At 57.7% G+C, this 16,479-nt stretch carries 13 protein-coding genes; 10 read left to right on the forward strand and 3 right to left on the reverse strand.

Features of this window, described 5'->3' with window-relative positions:
* Nucleotides 1–9 precede the first annotated feature (9 nt).
* Nucleotides 10–1,542, reverse strand: coding sequence for a sulfatase-like hydrolase/transferase (locus RA27_RS18435; protein WP_039543179.1), 1,533 nt, complete (start codon nucleotides 1,540–1,542; stop codon nucleotides 10–12).
* A 372-nt stretch (nucleotides 1,543–1,914) separates the two neighbouring features.
* On the opposite strand from RA27_RS18435, the gene RA27_RS18440 reads away from it, so the two are divergent.
* The 9 genes from RA27_RS18440 to RA27_RS18480 all read left to right on the forward strand — a co-directional run bounded on the left by RA27_RS18440 (nucleotide 1,915) and on the right by RA27_RS18480 (nucleotide 12,507).
* A complete protein-coding gene (locus RA27_RS18440) occupies nucleotides 1,915–2,718 on the forward strand; it encodes an inositol monophosphatase family protein (RefSeq protein ID WP_039542573.1) in 804 nt (267 codons plus the stop codon).
* A gap of 4 nt (nucleotides 2,719–2,722) precedes the next feature.
* Nucleotides 2,723–4,423, forward strand: a complete 1,701-nt coding sequence (locus RA27_RS18445; RefSeq protein WP_039542576.1) for a Na/Pi cotransporter family protein — start codon at nucleotides 2,723–2,725, stop codon at nucleotides 4,421–4,423.
* A gap of 76 nt (nucleotides 4,424–4,499) precedes the next feature.
* Nucleotides 4,500–5,339, forward strand: coding sequence for an EamA family transporter (locus tag RA27_RS18450; RefSeq protein ID WP_039542579.1), 840 nt, complete (start codon nucleotides 4,500–4,502; stop codon nucleotides 5,337–5,339).
* A 178-nt stretch (nucleotides 5,340–5,517) separates the two neighbouring features.
* Entirely contained in the window at nucleotides 5,518–6,444 is a 927-nt protein-coding gene (locus RA27_RS18455) for a DeoR/GlpR family DNA-binding transcription regulator (protein ID WP_082025192.1), read from the forward strand.
* A 9-nt stretch (nucleotides 6,445–6,453) separates the two neighbouring features.
* Complete coding sequence (locus RA27_RS18460; RefSeq protein ID WP_039542582.1) at nucleotides 6,454–8,493, forward strand: ABC transporter substrate-binding protein; 2,040 nt, start codon at nucleotides 6,454–6,456, stop codon at nucleotides 8,491–8,493.
* A gap of 61 nt (nucleotides 8,494–8,554) precedes the next feature.
* Nucleotides 8,555–9,559, forward strand: a complete 1,005-nt coding sequence (locus RA27_RS18465) for an ABC transporter permease (protein WP_039542586.1) — start codon at nucleotides 8,555–8,557, stop codon at nucleotides 9,557–9,559.
* Nucleotides 9,560–9,563: 4 nt separating this feature from the next.
* A complete protein-coding gene (locus tag RA27_RS18470) occupies nucleotides 9,564–10,694 on the forward strand; it encodes an ABC transporter permease (protein ID WP_039542589.1) in 1,131 nt (376 codons plus the stop codon).
* A complete protein-coding gene (locus tag RA27_RS18475) occupies nucleotides 10,691–11,689 on the forward strand; it encodes an ABC transporter ATP-binding protein (RefSeq protein ID WP_052265378.1) in 999 nt (332 codons plus the stop codon). Before RA27_RS18470 ends, RA27_RS18475 begins: the two co-directional genes overlap by 4 nt.
* Entirely contained in the window at nucleotides 11,686–12,507 is an 822-nt protein-coding gene (locus tag RA27_RS18480; RefSeq protein WP_052265379.1) for an ATP-binding cassette domain-containing protein, read from the forward strand. The genes RA27_RS18475 and RA27_RS18480 overlap by 4 nt, the downstream gene beginning before the upstream one ends.
* 35 nt (nucleotides 12,508–12,542) lie before the next feature.
* On the opposite strand, the gene RA27_RS18485 is transcribed toward RA27_RS18480, so the two are convergent.
* Complete coding sequence (locus tag RA27_RS18485) at nucleotides 12,543–13,640, reverse strand: alpha/beta fold hydrolase (RefSeq protein ID WP_052265380.1); 1,098 nt, start codon at nucleotides 13,638–13,640, stop codon at nucleotides 12,543–12,545.
* Nucleotides 13,641–13,736: 96 nt separating this feature from the next.
* Nucleotides 13,737–15,044 carry an ATP-dependent protease ATPase subunit HslU gene (gene hslU / locus RA27_RS18490; protein WP_039542594.1) on the reverse strand — a complete coding sequence of 436 codons (1,308 nt, stop codon included), beginning with the start codon at nucleotides 15,042–15,044 and terminating at the stop codon, nucleotides 13,737–13,739.
* 179 nt (nucleotides 15,045–15,223) lie between these two features.
* Between hslU and RA27_RS18495 the strand changes: the two genes are divergently transcribed.
* The gene (locus RA27_RS18495) at nucleotides 15,224–16,465 is read left to right on the forward strand and encodes an MFS transporter (RefSeq protein ID WP_039542596.1); all 1,242 of its coding nucleotides are present in this window, start codon (nucleotides 15,224–15,226) and stop codon (nucleotides 16,463–16,465) included.
* The last annotated feature ends 14 nt before the right edge of the window (nucleotides 16,466–16,479 follow it).

Consider the following 16,479-nt stretch of genomic DNA (forward strand, 5'->3'; position numbering starts at 1 on the left):
GTTCCGCAGTTAAGGATGCCGCGGCCCATCTGGTGTGATCATCCAGTTCGACAGGGTTTTGTCCATGTTCCGCATCCGGTGGCGAAGCATGTCGCGTGTCATGCGTGCAAGAGTTGCAGCGTGTTCGGGGCGTTCGGCTACGTTCTCCAGCTCTCCCCGCCCTTTGCCGTCGAATAGTAAAGGCGGCAGATCGGCCGCAAATTGGATCAGCGTGAAACGGTCATCGCGCAGGATGCTCAGGCAGCTATCCTCCAGCCCTGTCTCAAGATCGCGCTGCCAGTGCGTTGGGATCAGCGGATCGGCGAAATCCAGTTCGGAGAACGAATAGCGGCGCCAGTCCATTGGTGGAGTTGGATCGTCATTCTGAACGAACGGCGTTAGCGAACGTCCGTTCATGGAATCCGGTACGGGCTGACCAACCCAGTCGAGAATTGTCGGTACGATATCGATGGATTCCGTCGGCGCCTCTACACGCTTGCCTTGGGCACCGCCGGGCACGCGCAAGATCAGAGGCGTATGGTATGCAGCATCATAAACCGACATCTTGCCCCAGCTGTGCCGATCACCCAGCATCTCTCCGTGATCGGCGGTGATCACCAGCAGCGTATTATCATATTGTCCGGTTTCTTTCAGGAAGGACACGACGCGGCCGATATGATGATCCACTTCGGTTGCCAGACCCAGATAAATCGCGCGCAGCGTCTGCACCACCTCGTCTGTGGGCTCAAGGTCCGGGAAGCCTTCGACGAACCCGGCAACGGTAGTGTTGGTTCGAGCCGGTGCAAAAAACGGATGCAGAGCATCTTCTGCCGCAGGCGTCGGCAAGCGCGATGGCACGGGCAGCGAGGCGGGGTCATACATCCGGTTGTATGGCGCAGGGGCGACCAGCGGCGGATGTGGGCGCAGATAGGTCAGATGCGCAAACCAGCCCCGGTCGTCATCCGCGTAAGCCGGCATGGTGTCCAGAAACCGGTCAGTCAGAAAGGCGGTGTCACTGTCTTCGGCTGCGTAGAAAGCCGGATCATTCAAAGCAGGTGTTCCGCCATCTGCTGCCACCGGTTTGAATACATCGAAATAGGTGTCGAACCGATAACCCCGGTTTTTCAGATGCGACCGCCAGGGAAATGACATCTCCATCCGCATCTCGAGCATTTCCTGAAAACCGGCCATGTGGAATTCATATGATCTGAGGGCCGGATCGCTGGCATCAAACACACGCGGGTCTTGCGAAGTGTCGGTATATCCAAACAACATCGGTAAATACCCGGCCTTGCGCATTTCACTTGCGATTGTTGGGGTATCGTGACGCAAGGGTGTGCCGTTTCGTACAGACCGATGGTTCATCGCGTATTGTCCGGTCAGCAATGAGGCACGCGATGGCCCGCACGGGTTGGTGACCGAAAAATGCCGGGTGAACGAAACGCTGTCCTCCATCAATGCGCGCATATGAGGCAGATCCACATGCGATGCCAACGCTCCGAACAGGCAATCTGCCCGCATCTGGTCGGTTATGATAAACAGGACGTTGCGTTTGTCTTTCATGTCCCGGTGCTCCTGATCGCCGGACCGAATCCTGGTGTCCGGGTGGTTTTCCTGCTTGGCATGTCCTGCGGTATTGCCCGCTTTGCCCATGATTGCGATGCCCAACCCTGAAAATCCACAAAAGGCGGCGCGATTCAACTAAAAACGGAATAATTCAGTTGAGTAAGTTGGTTTTTGTGGGTTAATGTTGGTGTGCTGTGTGGAGATTTGCGAAATTGATACCTCAAATGTGCTGCCAAATGCAGCGTTTCAGAGTGACAATACAACCGGGAAAGCCGTGTGCAACGACGATCCGTTACACATCCCGTTTGTCCGTATCATGAAAGTGCTTCGGAATACCGGACCTGACATTGCGATGAGAGGTGAAACCAGATGCTGAATTCACCCGACGCTGTTGCGACGCCTGACAACACTGCAGATATCGCGACCCACGCGAATGAAATCGCCCGTATCGCCGCAGACGCCGCGCGCGGGTATTTTCGCGGAACACTGGGCGTCGAATTCAAGGCGGATGAAAGCCCGGTCACACAAGCGGATAAGGGTGTTGAAGCCGTGGTGCGGCAGTATCTGGCGGACAAATTCCCCGATGACGGCATTTTTGGTGAAGAACAGGGGTTCGAAGGGCTGGATCGGCAAAATGTCTGGATCGTCGACCCTATAGATGGTACCCGCTCTTTCCTGTCGGGGCATCCGTTGTTTGGGTTCCTGCTGGGGTATCTGACGGACGGGGTACCTCGATTGGGTGTTATCGGAATGCCGGCGCTGAACGAAGTTCTGATCGGCATGAAGGATCAGGGGGCGACGCTGAATGGCAAGCCCGTCAGCGTCAGTGGAACATGCCGGCTGAGCGATGCTGTTCTGTTCGTCAACGAAGGCGATAAGATTTACCGGGATCACCCGGCGCTTTTTGACCGGTTGATGACATCAGGACAGACCCGGCGGTTTGCGTATGACTGCTATCCACATGCGCTGCTTGCGATGGGTCACGTGGATGCGGTGATCGACTATGATCTGCAGCCCTACGATTATCTTCCTGTCACTGCCGTTGTCGAAGCCGCAGGCGGTATCATGAGCGATTGGGACGGAAAACCGCTGGATCTGAATTCGGATGGCCGGGTGATATCGGCGGCTACACCACAATTACACGCAGAGCTTCTTGAATTGGTGAACGGATAGCGGAATGGCGATCGTCAGTTTTCTCATAAGCCTGGCCGGAGCAACAATGTTGCTGCTCTATGCCGTGCGCATGGTGCGCACGGGGATTGAACGCAGCTATGGCGCATCGTTTCAGCGGGTGATGACGACGCAGCGCAGCTACGCGCAGGCGTCGATGGTCGGTCTTGCAATGGCGGTCGTGCTGCAAAGCTCGGCGGCGGTTGCATTGCTGACTTCGGGGTTTGCGGCGGGTGGAATGCTGGCCTTTCCAGCCGGGCTGGCGATGGTTCTGGGTGGGGATCTGGGCTCGGCGCTGATCATTCAGGTGCTTTCATTCAAACTGGATTGGCTGGTGCCGATGCTGCTTGCGGTCGGCGGCTATCTGTTCGTCAAGACCGAGGCGAAGAAGTCGCGCCAACTGGGCCGTATTCTGATGGGCGTCGCCTTCATCCTGATTTCGCTCCGGTTCCTGCGCGAGGCGATGGACCCGATCCGTGACAGTGCGTTTCTGCCTGCCATAGCAGAGTATCTTGCACGCGATTATATCACTGCGTTTCTGGTCGGCGGTGCGCTGGCCTTTGTCATGCATTCGTCGGTTGCGGCGATTTTGATGTGCGTGACGCTGGTGCAGATCGGGGCGATCCCCTTTGCCGCGGGATTGTCGCTGGTGCTGGGGGCAAACTTCGGATCGGCTTTCATCCCGGTCTGGCTGACCCGTGGTATGGCCCAGTCGGCCCGGCGCATCCCCTTCGCCAATCTGGCGCTACGGGGCAGCTGGTCAATCGTTTCGCTGTTTGCGGCGAATCTGGCGCTGCGGGCCGGGGTTTTGGGGGATCTGCAAGGCGGGCAGATGCTTGTGAACGCGCATTTGATGTTCAACGCCTCACTTCTGCTTCTCGCGCTGCCATTTTGCGGTAGGTTGCGCGCCCCGTTCGAACAATTGCTGCCCGATCCGAAAAGCCCCGAAAGCGGCGCACAACCCGGGCAACCGATCAGCGCGCTGGATATCGATACAATCGGCAGACCAAGTCAGGCTCTGTCCAGCCTCAAGCGCGAGCTTTTGCGGATGAGCGACATGGTTGGCTCAATGTTCCGGCCCGCGCTGGACCTCTATCGCAGCGGCGACAAAGAGCAGATCCGCGCGATCCGGGATATGGATGCAAATGTGAATGATTGCCTGTCCGGTATCCGGCGATACGTCGCGGCGATCCCCGCTGACGCGTTTGGCAAGGAGAATGCCAAGATCGCGCGGGACCTGATGGAATACGCCATCCGGCTGGAGACTGCCGGCGACGTGGTGGCCAAGCGCCTGACCGCTCTGGCGGACGACATGCGCAAAAAGGGGGCCTCGTTCTCCAAAGAAGGCTGGTCAGAACTGGTCGAGATGCACGAGGGCATCCTTGCCAATCTGAAACTGGCCTCGAACGTGCTGATTTCGGACGATCTGGAAAGCGCACGCCTGCTGAGCCTCGAGAAGACCGAAATCAAACGCGCCGAGCGCGACAGCCGCAAACGTCACCTGAAACGCCTGCAACATGGCAGCGCAGAAAGCTTTGAGACCAGCGATATCCATCTTGAGACACTGCGCGCCTTCCGTGAATTCAACAGTCACATCGCGGCTGTCGCCTATCCGATCCTGTATCGCAACGGACAATTGCTCGAAACCCGGCTGATTGAAGAATTGCCGCAGATGGAACAAGACGCAGAGACCGAGGTCAAAGGGTGACAAGCGCGGTCACCGACCCGCCTTGCGGGAGCACCCGGGTTGAGCTGACAGTGTCTTTTTCAGGGGCAGTCTGACGGTGAGCATCAGCATTGTCTTCATAATCCTTGCCGCGGCTTTGCTTCATGCGATCTGGAACACCGTTGTCAAAACGGCCGCAGACCGAACTGTTACGCTGGGGCTGGTCGCTCTGGGGCATGTGATACCGGGGGTGTTGATGGTGGCGGTGTTGCCGCTGCCCGGTATCGAGAGCCTGCCCTATCTGGCGGGCTCCACGGTCGTGCACTTCGGGTATTTCTATATGCTGAACCAAGCCTACCGGCACGGTGATCTCAGCGTTGTCTACCCGATCGCGCGCGGTGTCGTTCCCGCACTTGTCGCGCTTTGGGCCGTGATCTTTGCGGGTGAGCATCTGCCCATGCAGGCGTGGGTCGGGATCGCAGTAATCGCCATGGGTATTCAAATATCCAGCTGGTCGGTTCTGAGACAGGGGGTCGGCAGGGCGTCGCTCGTTTTTGCATTGGGAACGGGATTCTGTATTTCCATCTACTCGCTGGTGGATGGTCTGGGTGTGCGGCTGTCGGGCAATATCCTCAGCTATTGGGCATGGCATTCGGTGCTGCACATCTTTGTTGCCGGTTTCGTCGCAATCCGCAGAGGCGCCCTTTTGCTGCAACTGCCGCTGCGGACCTGGGCCGTTGGGCTGGCAGGCGGAATGGTATCGATGACCGCCTATGGCCTGGTGCTTTACGCCAAGAATTTCGCGCCACTTGGCGTTGTATCGGCCTTGCGCGAAACCTCGGTGATCTTTGCAGCTCTGATCGGGTTCCTGTTGTTGGGTGAAGGCAACCCGATGCGTCGGTTGCTGGCGGCGGTGATGATGGCGGCGGGCGTGACAATGATCGCACTGTCGTCATGAACCTATGATGATCTGAGTGCGCTGATTCTTGTGATGGTCTGGAGATTCATCTGCCGTATCGGGTGTGGAAGTAATTTCAACATGCAAAATTGACCGAAAAAGTCAAAAAAACCAAAATTGTCGCAAAAGATTTACATTTGTTGTGGATTTTTACGCGAAAATATGACCGAGTCTAAACATGGATGATGACAGCTTAACCATCCCCCATCGCGGCCGAGAGCTGCTGGATGTGCTGGCGCGGCTGGGCGGTTCAGCGCGCAACACTCAGATCGCCCAGATCATGGACGTTTCTGAGGAAACTGTCCGCCGTCTGGTCAAGGCATTGGCGCGGGCGAACAAGGTCGAGCGCGTGCATGGCGGCACCTATCTGTCGCGTGCGCAGGACACGCCCATGTTCTCGGGCGCGCTGGAATACAACGCCGATGAGAAAACGAATATCGCCAAACACGTCAGCGGGCTGCTTGAGGACGGGATGGTGCTGTTCATTGCTGTTGGATCGACCATGACTCATGTGGCTGAACAACTGCGTGAATTGCGCGGCCTGACGGTTGTCAGCAACTCATTGTCTGTGGTTGCATCTTTGGCCGATCACAATGGTACACGGGCTGTTCTGGCAGGAGGTGAGGTGATCCGGTCTGAACGCGGCAGTTTTGGCCGTGCGGCTGAAGAACTGGCGTGTCAGTATAGCTATGATGCGGTGATCTGCGGCGCGGATGCGCTGTCACTGGTCGGTGGTGTCCTGGCGTCCAATCCGCTGGAGGCAAACTTGACTCGTGCCCTTCGGGGGAATGCGCATCGCATGATTGTTGCGGCGGACCACACTAAGTTTGGCGCGAGGGCAGCCAATGTTTCCTGCCCGTTCGACAAGGTGACGGATCTGGTGACAGATCTCGTTCCGCCAGATGCGTTTGTCCCTGTCTTTGATGAGGCCGGGGTTAAAGTGCATATCGCCTCGGATAACGGAACCGGAAACAATAAGGTGGCCGCGGATACCCGGCTTGAGAAAGTCGCGTCGCGGAAGCGAGACAAAAACAGAGAAGCCACCAAAGGCAAAGCTGTCAAATCGGGTTCTCGGAAACGCAAAAACACAATGAAAGAAACTTAGGGAGAAAACATGAAAAAGCTACTTATGTCTGGCGTGGCCTTTGCCACACTTGGGGGAGCGGCCTGGGCCAATTGCCCCGCAGCAACTGTTGCCGATATGCAGGGCGTATCTGCTGGCGCCTATCCTCAGCAATATAATCTGTCCGAGTTTCAGACGGCCGCAAACTGCACGCTCAGTTTTGCCGAAAACCCGGCGATCGGCGACCTGAATGGCATGATCCGTGGCAATGGCGACTTGCCTGCGGTGGCGGACCGTCTGCCTGCCGAGCCGCTGGTTGTGGTGCCATATGACTCGATTGGTCAGTATGGCGGTGTTCTGGACGCGCTGTCCAACGCCACCGAAAGCGGCACGTCGGACTTCCTATCGGTGCGCCACGTGAACCTGTTCCGGTATTCGGACGACCTGCAGACTCTGGTGCCCAATGTGGCGAAATCCTGGGAATGGAACGACGACTTTACCGAGCTGACCGTAAAGCTGCGTGAAGGCCACAAATGGTCGGACGGTGCGCCCTTTACCTCAGCGGATGTTGTGTTCTGGTACGACAACCTGATGATGGACACCAACGTCATCGCCGAGGCAAAAGACTATGCGTTGGCAGGCGGTGAACCCATGAAGGTCGAGGCGGTGGACGATACCACAGTCCGCTTCACCCTTGCGGCCCCCAAGCCGGGTCTGACCGAGACATTCTCGTTCACCTATGTGCAGCCCTATCAGCCCAAGCATTTCTTTGAAAAGTTCCATCCGGCGCTGGACGAGAACGCCGATGCAAACGCGCAGGCGCTTGGTTATGAGAACGGGTATGAGCTGATCAAAGCCTATTATGGCAATTCGGACTGGATGGATACACCCTCACCGATGCTGACAGCGGGTGACAAGCTGGCCGGTCTTCCGACCGATACAATGCCGACGCTTGAAAGCCACATCCTGGTGAAGGAGAGCACCGAGGGTCGTCACTATGTGGCCAACCCCTATTTCTTCCAGGTCGATACGCAGGGCAACCAGCTGCCTTACATCTCGGAAATGGATGAAACCTATGTTCCGGATGAAGAGGTCCGCACGCTCAAGCTGCTGAACGGCGAGGTCGATTACAAGTCGCAGGGTGTGAACCTGACATCGGCTCCGGTGCTGCTGGAAGGGCAGGAGAACGGAAATTACACGGTCGAGGTGATGCCTTCGATCGGCTACCCGGTTTTGACCTTTAACGTAACTGCGGAAGATGAAGCCAAACGCGCGATCTTCAACGATATCCGGTTCAGAACCGCGATGTCCGTCGCGATGGATCGTAACCAGTTGAACGAGGTTGTCGCCTTTGGTCTGGGTACTCCGACTCAGTACATTGGCTTCTCACCGCGACCTGATTTCATCGATGAAAAGTGGTCGAACCATGAGATCGCCTTTGATGCTGATCGCGCCAATGCGTTGCTGGACGAAGTCGGATTGGTCGATCAGGATGGCGACGGTTTCCGCGACTTGCCGAACGGTGACCCGTTCGTTCTGGACTGGCAGTTCTCTACCCAGCCCGCGTCGGCGCAACTGGTGGAACTGATTGCGCAGAACTGGAAAGACGTTGGCGTCAATACCGCGATCAAAGAGGTCACCTCGGACGAGTTCCGCGCCGCGCAAACGGCGAACTCGCTGGATATGGGTCTGTGGCTGAAAAGCCAGCCTGCCGGGTCGATCCTTGGAGATGGCGAAATCTGGGTGCCTCCGTTCGATGGTTATTTCGACGTGCGCACAGGGATGCTCTGGGCTGAATACATCAGCTCGAACGGAGAAAACGGTGTTGAACCCCCGGCTTGGGTCGCTGATCTGAAGGCCGCATTGGATACTTATCAGTCCAGCGCGCCGGGCTCTGATGCCTCGAAAGCCGCCGCACAGAAGATGGTTGAGATCATGACCGGCGAACTGCTGTTCCTGGGCACCGTCAACGCGCCTGCGCCGATCTATCACTCGAACAACCTGCAGAACTTTACCGAGTTCAAAACGCAGTCCTACGAGTTCTATCGGACCTATCCTTACCGCCCCGCCCAGTGGTGGCTGAGCGAGTAAGGTATAGAAGATAAGAAGGTGGGCGCCCGCGCCCACCTTCGCGCATCCTGCGGGGACAGATATGTTGCAATTCTGCAGATTTGCCGCCACCCGGGCGGTTATGGCGTTGGTCACTCTGGTCATCGTTTCGCTGATTGTTTTTTCGCTGATGGAGCTGGTGCCCGGGGACTGCGCCGAGCGCTATTTGGCGTATAAGAATACTCAAGGTTCCGCGATCACCGTTGCAGATGTTGCAGCCGAACGCGCCCGGCTGGGGCTGGATCAACCGTTCCTGACCCGATGGGCCACATGGCTGTCCGGGGCATTTCGTGGCGATTTCGGCGAAAGCTGTATTCTGCGCGTGAATATCGCACAGCTTCTGGGCGACAAGTTCTGGCTGTCGCTTTGGATCTGTCTTGGCGCTTTGACGCTGGCTTATGCCATTGCCATACCTGTGGGCATCATTTCCGCCGCCTCGCGCAGTGCCGCGCTGAACAATTCATTGCGGATTGTCAGCTATCTGGGCCTGGCAATGCCGAACTTCCTGTTGGCGCTGATGGTGATGCTGGTTTCGACCGTCTATTTCGGCGAAACGCTTACAGGATTGTTTTCACCCGAATACAAAGAGGCGCCATGGTCCTGGGGGAAATTCCTTGACTTGCTGAAACACGCCTGGCTGCCGATCTTCATTCTGGGCTGGTCGGCCACCGCCTTTGCGTTGCAGACCGTTCGCGCGCTGATGTCGGATGAGATCGGCAAGCTTTACGTCACGGCTGCCGCCGCGCGGGGCATCTATGGCCGCCGTCTGTTGTGGCGTTATCCGGCCCGTCATGCGCTGGGGCCCATCGTCAACAGCCTTGGATTTGACCTGAACCGGATTTTCAACGAGCTGCCCATCGTGGCACTGATCCTGACATTGACCGAAGCCGGGGCGCTGTTGCTTGAAGCGTTGGCGCGGTCCAATGACCAACAGCTTGCGGGGGCCATCATTTTCCTGCTGACAGCATCAATCGTGACGTTGAATTTCTTCACCGACATTCTGCTTGCGGTCATCGATCCGCGCGTCCGCAAAAGTATCCTCAGGTGACCAGATGACTGCGACAATCGACAACCAAAAGGCAAAAGAAGCCTATTTCACCGCCTCGCAGCGTCAACTGATCTGGGCCCGGTTCAAGAAACAGCGCGCCGCGATGATCGCGGCCACTGTTCTGGTCGTGCTGATCCTGTCGGGCATTTTTGCGCCGTTCCTGTCGCCTTATGATCCGACGGCGGCAGGGCGCGACAAGGACTATCTGAATGGTGCTCCGCAAATCCCTCAGTTCTGTGACAAGAACGGATGTTCTGCCCGTCCGTTCCTGCATGGTGTGACCCGAGAACGCTCGCTTGCGACGAATTTCCGCTGGGTCGAGAAAGTGAACGAAGACGAGCGCAGATATATCCAGTTCTTCGTGAGAGGCGACAAATACAAGCTGTTCGGCTTCATTCCTGGTGATATCCACCTGTTTGGCGTCGATCAGGGCTATGTCCATCTGTTCGGAACCGACAGTGCCGGCAAGGATATCTTCAGCCGTACGCTGCACGCGGTCTGGACCTCGCTGCAGGTCGGAACGCTCGGGGTGATGATCTCATTCGTGCTGGCGCTCGCGATTGGTGGGGTTGCCGGGTATTACGGCGGAATGGTGGATAGCGTGATCCAGATGATCACGGATGCGATCCGAACGGTCCCGGCCATTCCCCTGTTCATGGCGATTGCGGCCTTCATCCCGCCGGAATGGTCGGCTGAGACAAGGTTCTTTGTCATCACGGCCATATTGGGATTGGTCGGCTGGCCGACGCTGGCACGGCGTGTGCGCACTCATCTGCTGACCGAACGCAATCAGGAATATGTGCTTGCGGCAAAGCTTTGCGGCGCCTCGCCCGGTCATATCATTCGCCGCCATCTGCTGCCCAGCTTCACCAGCTATATCATCGTCGATCTGGTGATCTCGTTCCCCTACATGGTTCTCAGCGAAACTGCGCTCAGCTTTATCGGATTGGGGTTGAAAGACCCGGTCAATTCGCTGGGTGTGATGCTGCAGAACGTAACCAAGGCGGATGTTCTGCTGAATTACCAATGGTACTTCATCCCGGTCATCTTCTTCGTCGTTCTCGTGATGTCTTTCGTGTTCGTCGGCGATGGCCTGCGTGATGCGGCTGATCCTTATTCGGAGACCCGCAAATGAGCTTGATCGATGTTGAAAACCTGTCCGTTCAGTTTAAAACCGACGAAGGCTTGATCACGGCGGTCGAGGACGTTTCGTTTTCACTCGCCCCGGGCGAGGTTCTCGGGCTGGTCGGCGAAAGTGGATCGGGGAAGTCGGTGACGGCAAAATCGCTGATGAAGCTGAACCCGCCCAACGCGATCTATGCGCCGGAAAGCCGGATCGATCTGCATCTGGACAGCGGTCCGGTTGATGTCATGGCGCTGAAGCGGCCCCGGGACATGGAGATTGTGCGCGGCGGTGCGGTCAGCATGATTTTTCAGGAGCCAATGGCCAGCTTTGCCCCCGCCATCACCATCGGCAAACAGATGGTCGAACAATTGTTGATCCATACGGACCTCAGCAAGAAGCAGGCCAAGGACCTGTCGATCGAAATGCTGGACCGGGTGGGCATCCTTGAACCGGCGGCCCGTTTCAACCAGTACGCGTTCGAACTGTCGGGCGGGATGCGTCAGCGGGCGATGATCGCTATGGCGCTGTCGACCAAACCCAAACTGCTGATCGCGGATGAGCCGACAACGGCGCTGGACGTGACCATTCAGGCACAAGTGCTGGACCTGATGAAGGATCTGGTGGCTGAGTTCGGCATGGGCATCGTCTTTATCACCCACGACCTGAGCGTTGTCGCCCAAACCGCCGACCGAGTTGCGGTGATGTATCTGGGCCGGATCATGGAGAGCGGCCCGGTGCGCGAAGTGATCCGTCACCCGGCACATGCCTATACGCGCGGCTTGCTGAACGCATTGCCCAAACTCGACGATCTCGACGCACCGCTGACCCCCATTCCCGGCGACATCCCCTCACCTCTGGAACGGCCATCAGGCTGCGTGTTCCACCCACGCAACCCGGAACTCAAACCCGGATCGCGGTATGAGACCGAACGCCCGCCCCTGACCGAGGTCAGCCCCGGTCATTTCGCAGCCATTTTCCCCGAAGACGTACCGGGTCAGTCATGACAAACGCACTCATAAAAACAGAAAACCTGTCGGTCGAATTTCCCCTTGGTGGCGGGCTATTTAACAAGCGCACGTTGAAGGCGGTCGACAATGTGTCGATCGAAATCCCGCAAGGGGCTTTTGTTGGTGTCGTGGGCGAATCCGGCTCGGGCAAGACAACGCTTGGCCGTGCGTTGTTGAATGCGGTTCCCATCACCAGCGGCAGCGCAAGCTATGACGATGGTGAAGAGCAGTTTGATCTGACCAAAATGTCTGCCACAGACCTAAAGGCTTATCGCCGCCGGGCACAGCTGATTTTTCAGGACCCGTACGCGGCGCTGAGCCCACGCATGACCGTGCGCGACATCATCGCCGAACCGCTGGATGTGATGGGTCTGACCGCATCGCGAGAGGAAACTGACGCGCGGGTACGTGAAATTGCGGGTAAATGCCGTCTGAATCTGGAACATCTGCGCCGCTATCCGCACGCGTTTTCAGGTGGTCAGCGTCAACGGATATCAATTGCACGGGCCTTGGCGTGCAACCCGCGTTTTGTGGTTGCCGATGAATGCGTGGCGGCGCTGGATGTGTCGATTCAGGCGGATATCCTGAACCTACTGAAATCCCTACAGCGGGACATGGGCCTGACCTTCATGTTCATCAGCCATGATCTGTCGGTTGTGGCCCACACCTGCGATTTTGTAGTTGTGATGTATCACGGCAAGATCGTCGAAAGCGCCCCAACGCGCGAGCTGTTTGCCGCGCCAAAGCAGGACTACACCAAGCGCCTGCTGGACGCGATCCCATCGCTGGACCCCGATCACCGGATGCGCGCCTGACCAAGACACGCCAGGGCGGTTTCGCCCCAATGTGATCACGGAGTGCTGACCTGCGCCTGACCGGTTTCGGTCAACACAATCTCGGTCGCGCCATCCCTGCTGCGTTCGCTGGGTGGTACAAGGACATCTATTCCGGGTCGGTCAGGGCCAAAGGTGCTGCTGACCCGGCGGACCGAGCTGAGAATGGCCAGCAATGCGGGCGAGGTCGCGGCCACAAAGTGCGACGAGCCCGCATCGCTGTTGAACGCGGTCGTGTCGATGACGTTGATCGGATATTCGGCCAATGCGTCGACAGAGCTGATATTGCCCAACCTCTCGCTGTCTGCCGTGCCGCGCAGACGGGTTGAGATATTCAGGATCTTGTCCTTCTTCGACACCATCACGACAAACGGGTTTGGCGGATCTGTGATACTGTTCATCTGCGAACGGAACAGGTCCACATCCAGATCGGGTGAAATCAGGATGACCCCTTCCAGATTGCGTTTTGACCAGCCGGGTTCGCGCAGCTCGGCGGTCCGCATCATCTCCATTGAAAGGGCGCTGCCCATCGAATGGGCAATCAGGACCACCCGTTTCACGCCGATTGACTTGAGATATCGGATGGTCTGCTCCAACCCGTCGCGGGCAAACAGCATACTGTCCAGATCATAGGCATACCCAAGCCCGCGCGCCTGGCTGGGCCAGGAATAGATCAGGGTCGTGCCCGGAATGCCGATATCGTGGCTGAGCTGCGCCGCGCGAAAAGCGGTCTCGGTCTGTGTGGCGTTATAGCCATGCACAAAGATCACCACGTCGTCCACGCCGGTCAGACGGGATTTCAGCTCCTGCGGTCCCGCGAATTCGGTGACATCGGCAACAACAAACTGCTTGTTCGGATTTGGATTGGCGTAAGAGAACTCCAGCTCGCCGGGGGTGTGCGAGGGTGGGATCGAGACCGTCAGCTCAAGGTATCGCAGCCCGTCGGCGCGCCTGGAGCCGTAAGAGCCATCCGGTTCGCGCGCACGGGTGGTGGCGGCAAAGATCGTAGCGGGGGTGCCGACTTTCAGCGCATTCGGCATGATCTCGGTCACGGACCGATCCACACAGGCGGTCAGCAAGAACAGGTTCGCGATGATGATCAGATAGCGCAACACGGCCTGCCCTTAAACAGTTACAGGGCCACGCTACCTTATTCCTGCTCCGCGTCCAGTCACAGGGTGCGGGTCGCCGGCAAAAACCGGCTGGCCCTGTTACAAAACGTAACGGCTGAGGTCGGTGGACTTTGTCAGCTCACCCAGATTTTCGTTCACGAATGCTGCATCAACGGTGATCTCGGAGCCGGCCTTATCGGGCGCAACAAAGGACAGGTCTTCGAAAACGCGCTCCATCACGGTGTAAAGCCGCCGCGCGCCGATGTTCTCGATGCTCTGGTTCACATCCGCGGCGATCCGGGCCAGGGCCGCGATCCCGTCTTCGGTGAAGCTGACGGTGACCTCCTCAGTGCCCATCAAGGCGGTGTACTGGAGGGTCAGGGCGTTGTCGGTTTCGGTGAGGATGCGAACGAAATCTTCTTCGGTCAGCGCCCGCAGTTCCACGCGGATCGGCAGACGGCCCTGAAGTTCGGGCAACAGGTCCGAGGGCTTGGCAATGTGAAACGCACCGGACGCGATGAACAGGATATGATCGGTCTTCACCGGGCCATGTTTGGTGCTGACGGTGGTGCCTTCGATCAGAGGCAGCAGGTCTCGCTGCACCCCTTCGCGGCTGACATCGCCGCCGCGCGCGTCCGAGCGGGCGCAGACCTTGTCGATCTCATCCAGAAACACGATGCCGTTCTGCTCGACCGATTCCAAGGCCACGCGGTTGACGGTCTCATCATCCAGCAGTTTGTCAGCCTCTTCCCCGATCAGGGCATCATAGCTTTCGGCGACGGTCATGCGTTTCTTGACCGTGCGCCCGCCAAAGGCCTTGCCGAAGATATCGCCCAGATTCATCATCCCCATCTGGCCACCGGGCTGGCCCGGAATGTCGAACATCGGCATCGGGTTCGAGGTATCGGACAATTCCAGTTCGATCTCGGTATCGTCCAGCTCACCCGCTTTCAGCTTCTTGCGGAACATTTCGCGCGTGGCTTCGCGGGCGTCCGTGCCAGCGATGGCCTCGATCACGCGATCCTCGGCGGCCTGATGGGCGCGGGTTTTGACATCCTCACGCATATACTCGCGGGTTTGCAGGATTGCGGCGTCAGCCAGATCACGCACGATCTGCTCCACGTCACGGCCGACATAGCCGACCTCGGTGAACTTGGTGGCTTCGACCTTGATGAAGGGCGCGCGGGCCAGCCTGGCCAAACGGCGGCTGATCTCAGTCTTGCCAACACCGGTGGGGCCGATCATCAGGATGTTTTTCGGATAGACCTCATCGCGGATGTCATCCGGCAACTGCTTGCGCCGCCAGCGATTGCGCAGCGCGACGGCGACGGCGCGCTTGGCGTCTTTCTGACCGATGATGAAACGGTCGAGTTCCGAGACAATCTCGCGCGGGGTCAGGTCGGTCAAGGCGCAGTCCTTTCGGTCGGCAGGGCTAAACTTGGGCTTAGGTAGTTACCGTTGGAATGAAAACAACAGCGGCAGCGTTGGTTAGCAACGCCCCATCCGGTTTGCAAATGCTTTCCATAGGTGAAACGCGCGCCCTCTGATACTGTGTTATCAAGGTGTTGAGGGTCGGGAGAGTGAAAATGACGAAAATAGCCAAGATCACCCTGTTGTTTGTGGTCTTTGTCGACCTGATCGGGCAAGGGCTGGTGTTTCCGATAATCAACTCACTGCTCATGGAAACAAAGTCGGGATTCCTGCCCGAAAGCACCGCCATGGGGACCCGGCATTTCTACTATGGTTTGGTGATCGGCTGCTTCTTTTTGTCGTGGTTTCTGGGGGTGGTCTATGTCTCGAAGGTCTCGGACTCCATCGGGCGCAAAAACGCGCTTTTGGTCTGTCTGACCGGAGCGCTTATCGGCTATGCCCTGACCATCGCCGCGCTTTATATGAACAGCCTGCTTTTGCTGATCATCGGCCGGTCGATCACCGGGTTCACGGCTGGCAATCAGCCCATTGCGCAGGCGGCAATGATCGACGGCAGTACCGACGCAGCTGACCGAGATCGAAACATGGGCTATATCGTGACCGGCGTCAGCTTTGGCCTTGTGGGCGGCCCGATCATAGGTGCGGTCCTGTCTGATGCCGCGCTTCTGGGAAGTGCCGCGACCTTGAAGACACCGTTCTATGGGGCCTTTGTTCTGGTCCTGATCGCCATCTTCCTTGTGACTACATTCCTCAAGGATACCCGAACCGATCGCGAGCCCTTTGTCTTCCGGCCCCGCGACATCACCGATAGCCTGATTGCGGTGCGAGGGCACCCACTGGTTCTGAAGATCATGCCAGTCTATGCCTTGTTCATGGTCGCTAACGTCACCTTTTATGTGTTCGTCGACAACTTTCTGACCAGCGCCTGGGGCTATGGTGTGATCGGAGGCAGCATGGCGATGGTGGTGATCGGCGTTGCACTGGCCTTTTCCAGCACTTTCCTTGTGAAACCCGCACAGGAAAGGTTCAACAAGCACCAGATCATCTATGCCTCACTGGTGATGATGGTGATTTGCGGCTTTGCTTTCGCCTTCAGCCCCAGCGGGGTGCTGAGCTTTGTTCCGGTCTTCTTCTTCTACTTCTTCTTCGGCGTGTCCTACCCGACGCTGTTGGGCCTGTTCTCCTCCAGCGTTGCCGAAACCGATCAGGGCTGGGTCATGGGCGTGACCACAGCCGTGTTCTGCCTTGCGGGCGGCATCATGTCCCTGATCGGAGGTGGATTGATGAGTATCGATATCCGCCTGCCCTATTACATCGTCATCGCCACGGCCTTCATGGGCCTGATCGGGATGCACATGCGCTGGAAAGGGAAAGAGATCAAAGCGCTGCTGGCGTGAGGATATTGAAGAGT

The organism is Ruegeria sp. ANG-R, assembly GCF_000813985.1.
Taxonomy (GTDB): domain Bacteria; phylum Pseudomonadota; class Alphaproteobacteria; order Rhodobacterales; family Rhodobacteraceae; genus Ruegeria.

Coding starts and splice junctions, on each gene's coding strand:
- RA27_RS18455 (WP_082025192.1), top strand. CDS start 5,518: ATGGATGATGACAGCTTAACCATCCCCCATCGCGGCCGAGAGCTGCTG.
- RA27_RS18475 (WP_052265378.1), top strand. CDS start 10,691: ATGAGCTTGATCGATGTTGAAAACCTGTCCGTTCAGTTTAAAACCGAC.
- RA27_RS18480 (WP_052265379.1), top strand. CDS start 11,686: ATGACAAACGCACTCATAAAAACAGAAAACCTGTCGGTCGAATTTCCC.
- RA27_RS18435 (WP_039543179.1), bottom strand. CDS start 1,542: ATGAAAGACAAACGCAACGTCCTGTTTATCATAACCGACCAGATGCGG.
- RA27_RS18460 (WP_039542582.1), top strand. CDS start 6,454: ATGAAAAAGCTACTTATGTCTGGCGTGGCCTTTGCCACACTTGGGGGA.
- RA27_RS18495 (WP_039542596.1), top strand. CDS start 15,224: ATGACGAAAATAGCCAAGATCACCCTGTTGTTTGTGGTCTTTGTCGAC.
- RA27_RS18440 (WP_039542573.1), top strand. CDS start 1,915: ATGCTGAATTCACCCGACGCTGTTGCGACGCCTGACAACACTGCAGAT.
- RA27_RS18465 (WP_039542586.1), top strand. CDS start 8,555: ATGTTGCAATTCTGCAGATTTGCCGCCACCCGGGCGGTTATGGCGTTG.
- RA27_RS18470 (WP_039542589.1), top strand. CDS start 9,564: ATGACTGCGACAATCGACAACCAAAAGGCAAAAGAAGCCTATTTCACC.
- RA27_RS18445 (WP_039542576.1), top strand. CDS start 2,723: ATGGCGATCGTCAGTTTTCTCATAAGCCTGGCCGGAGCAACAATGTTG.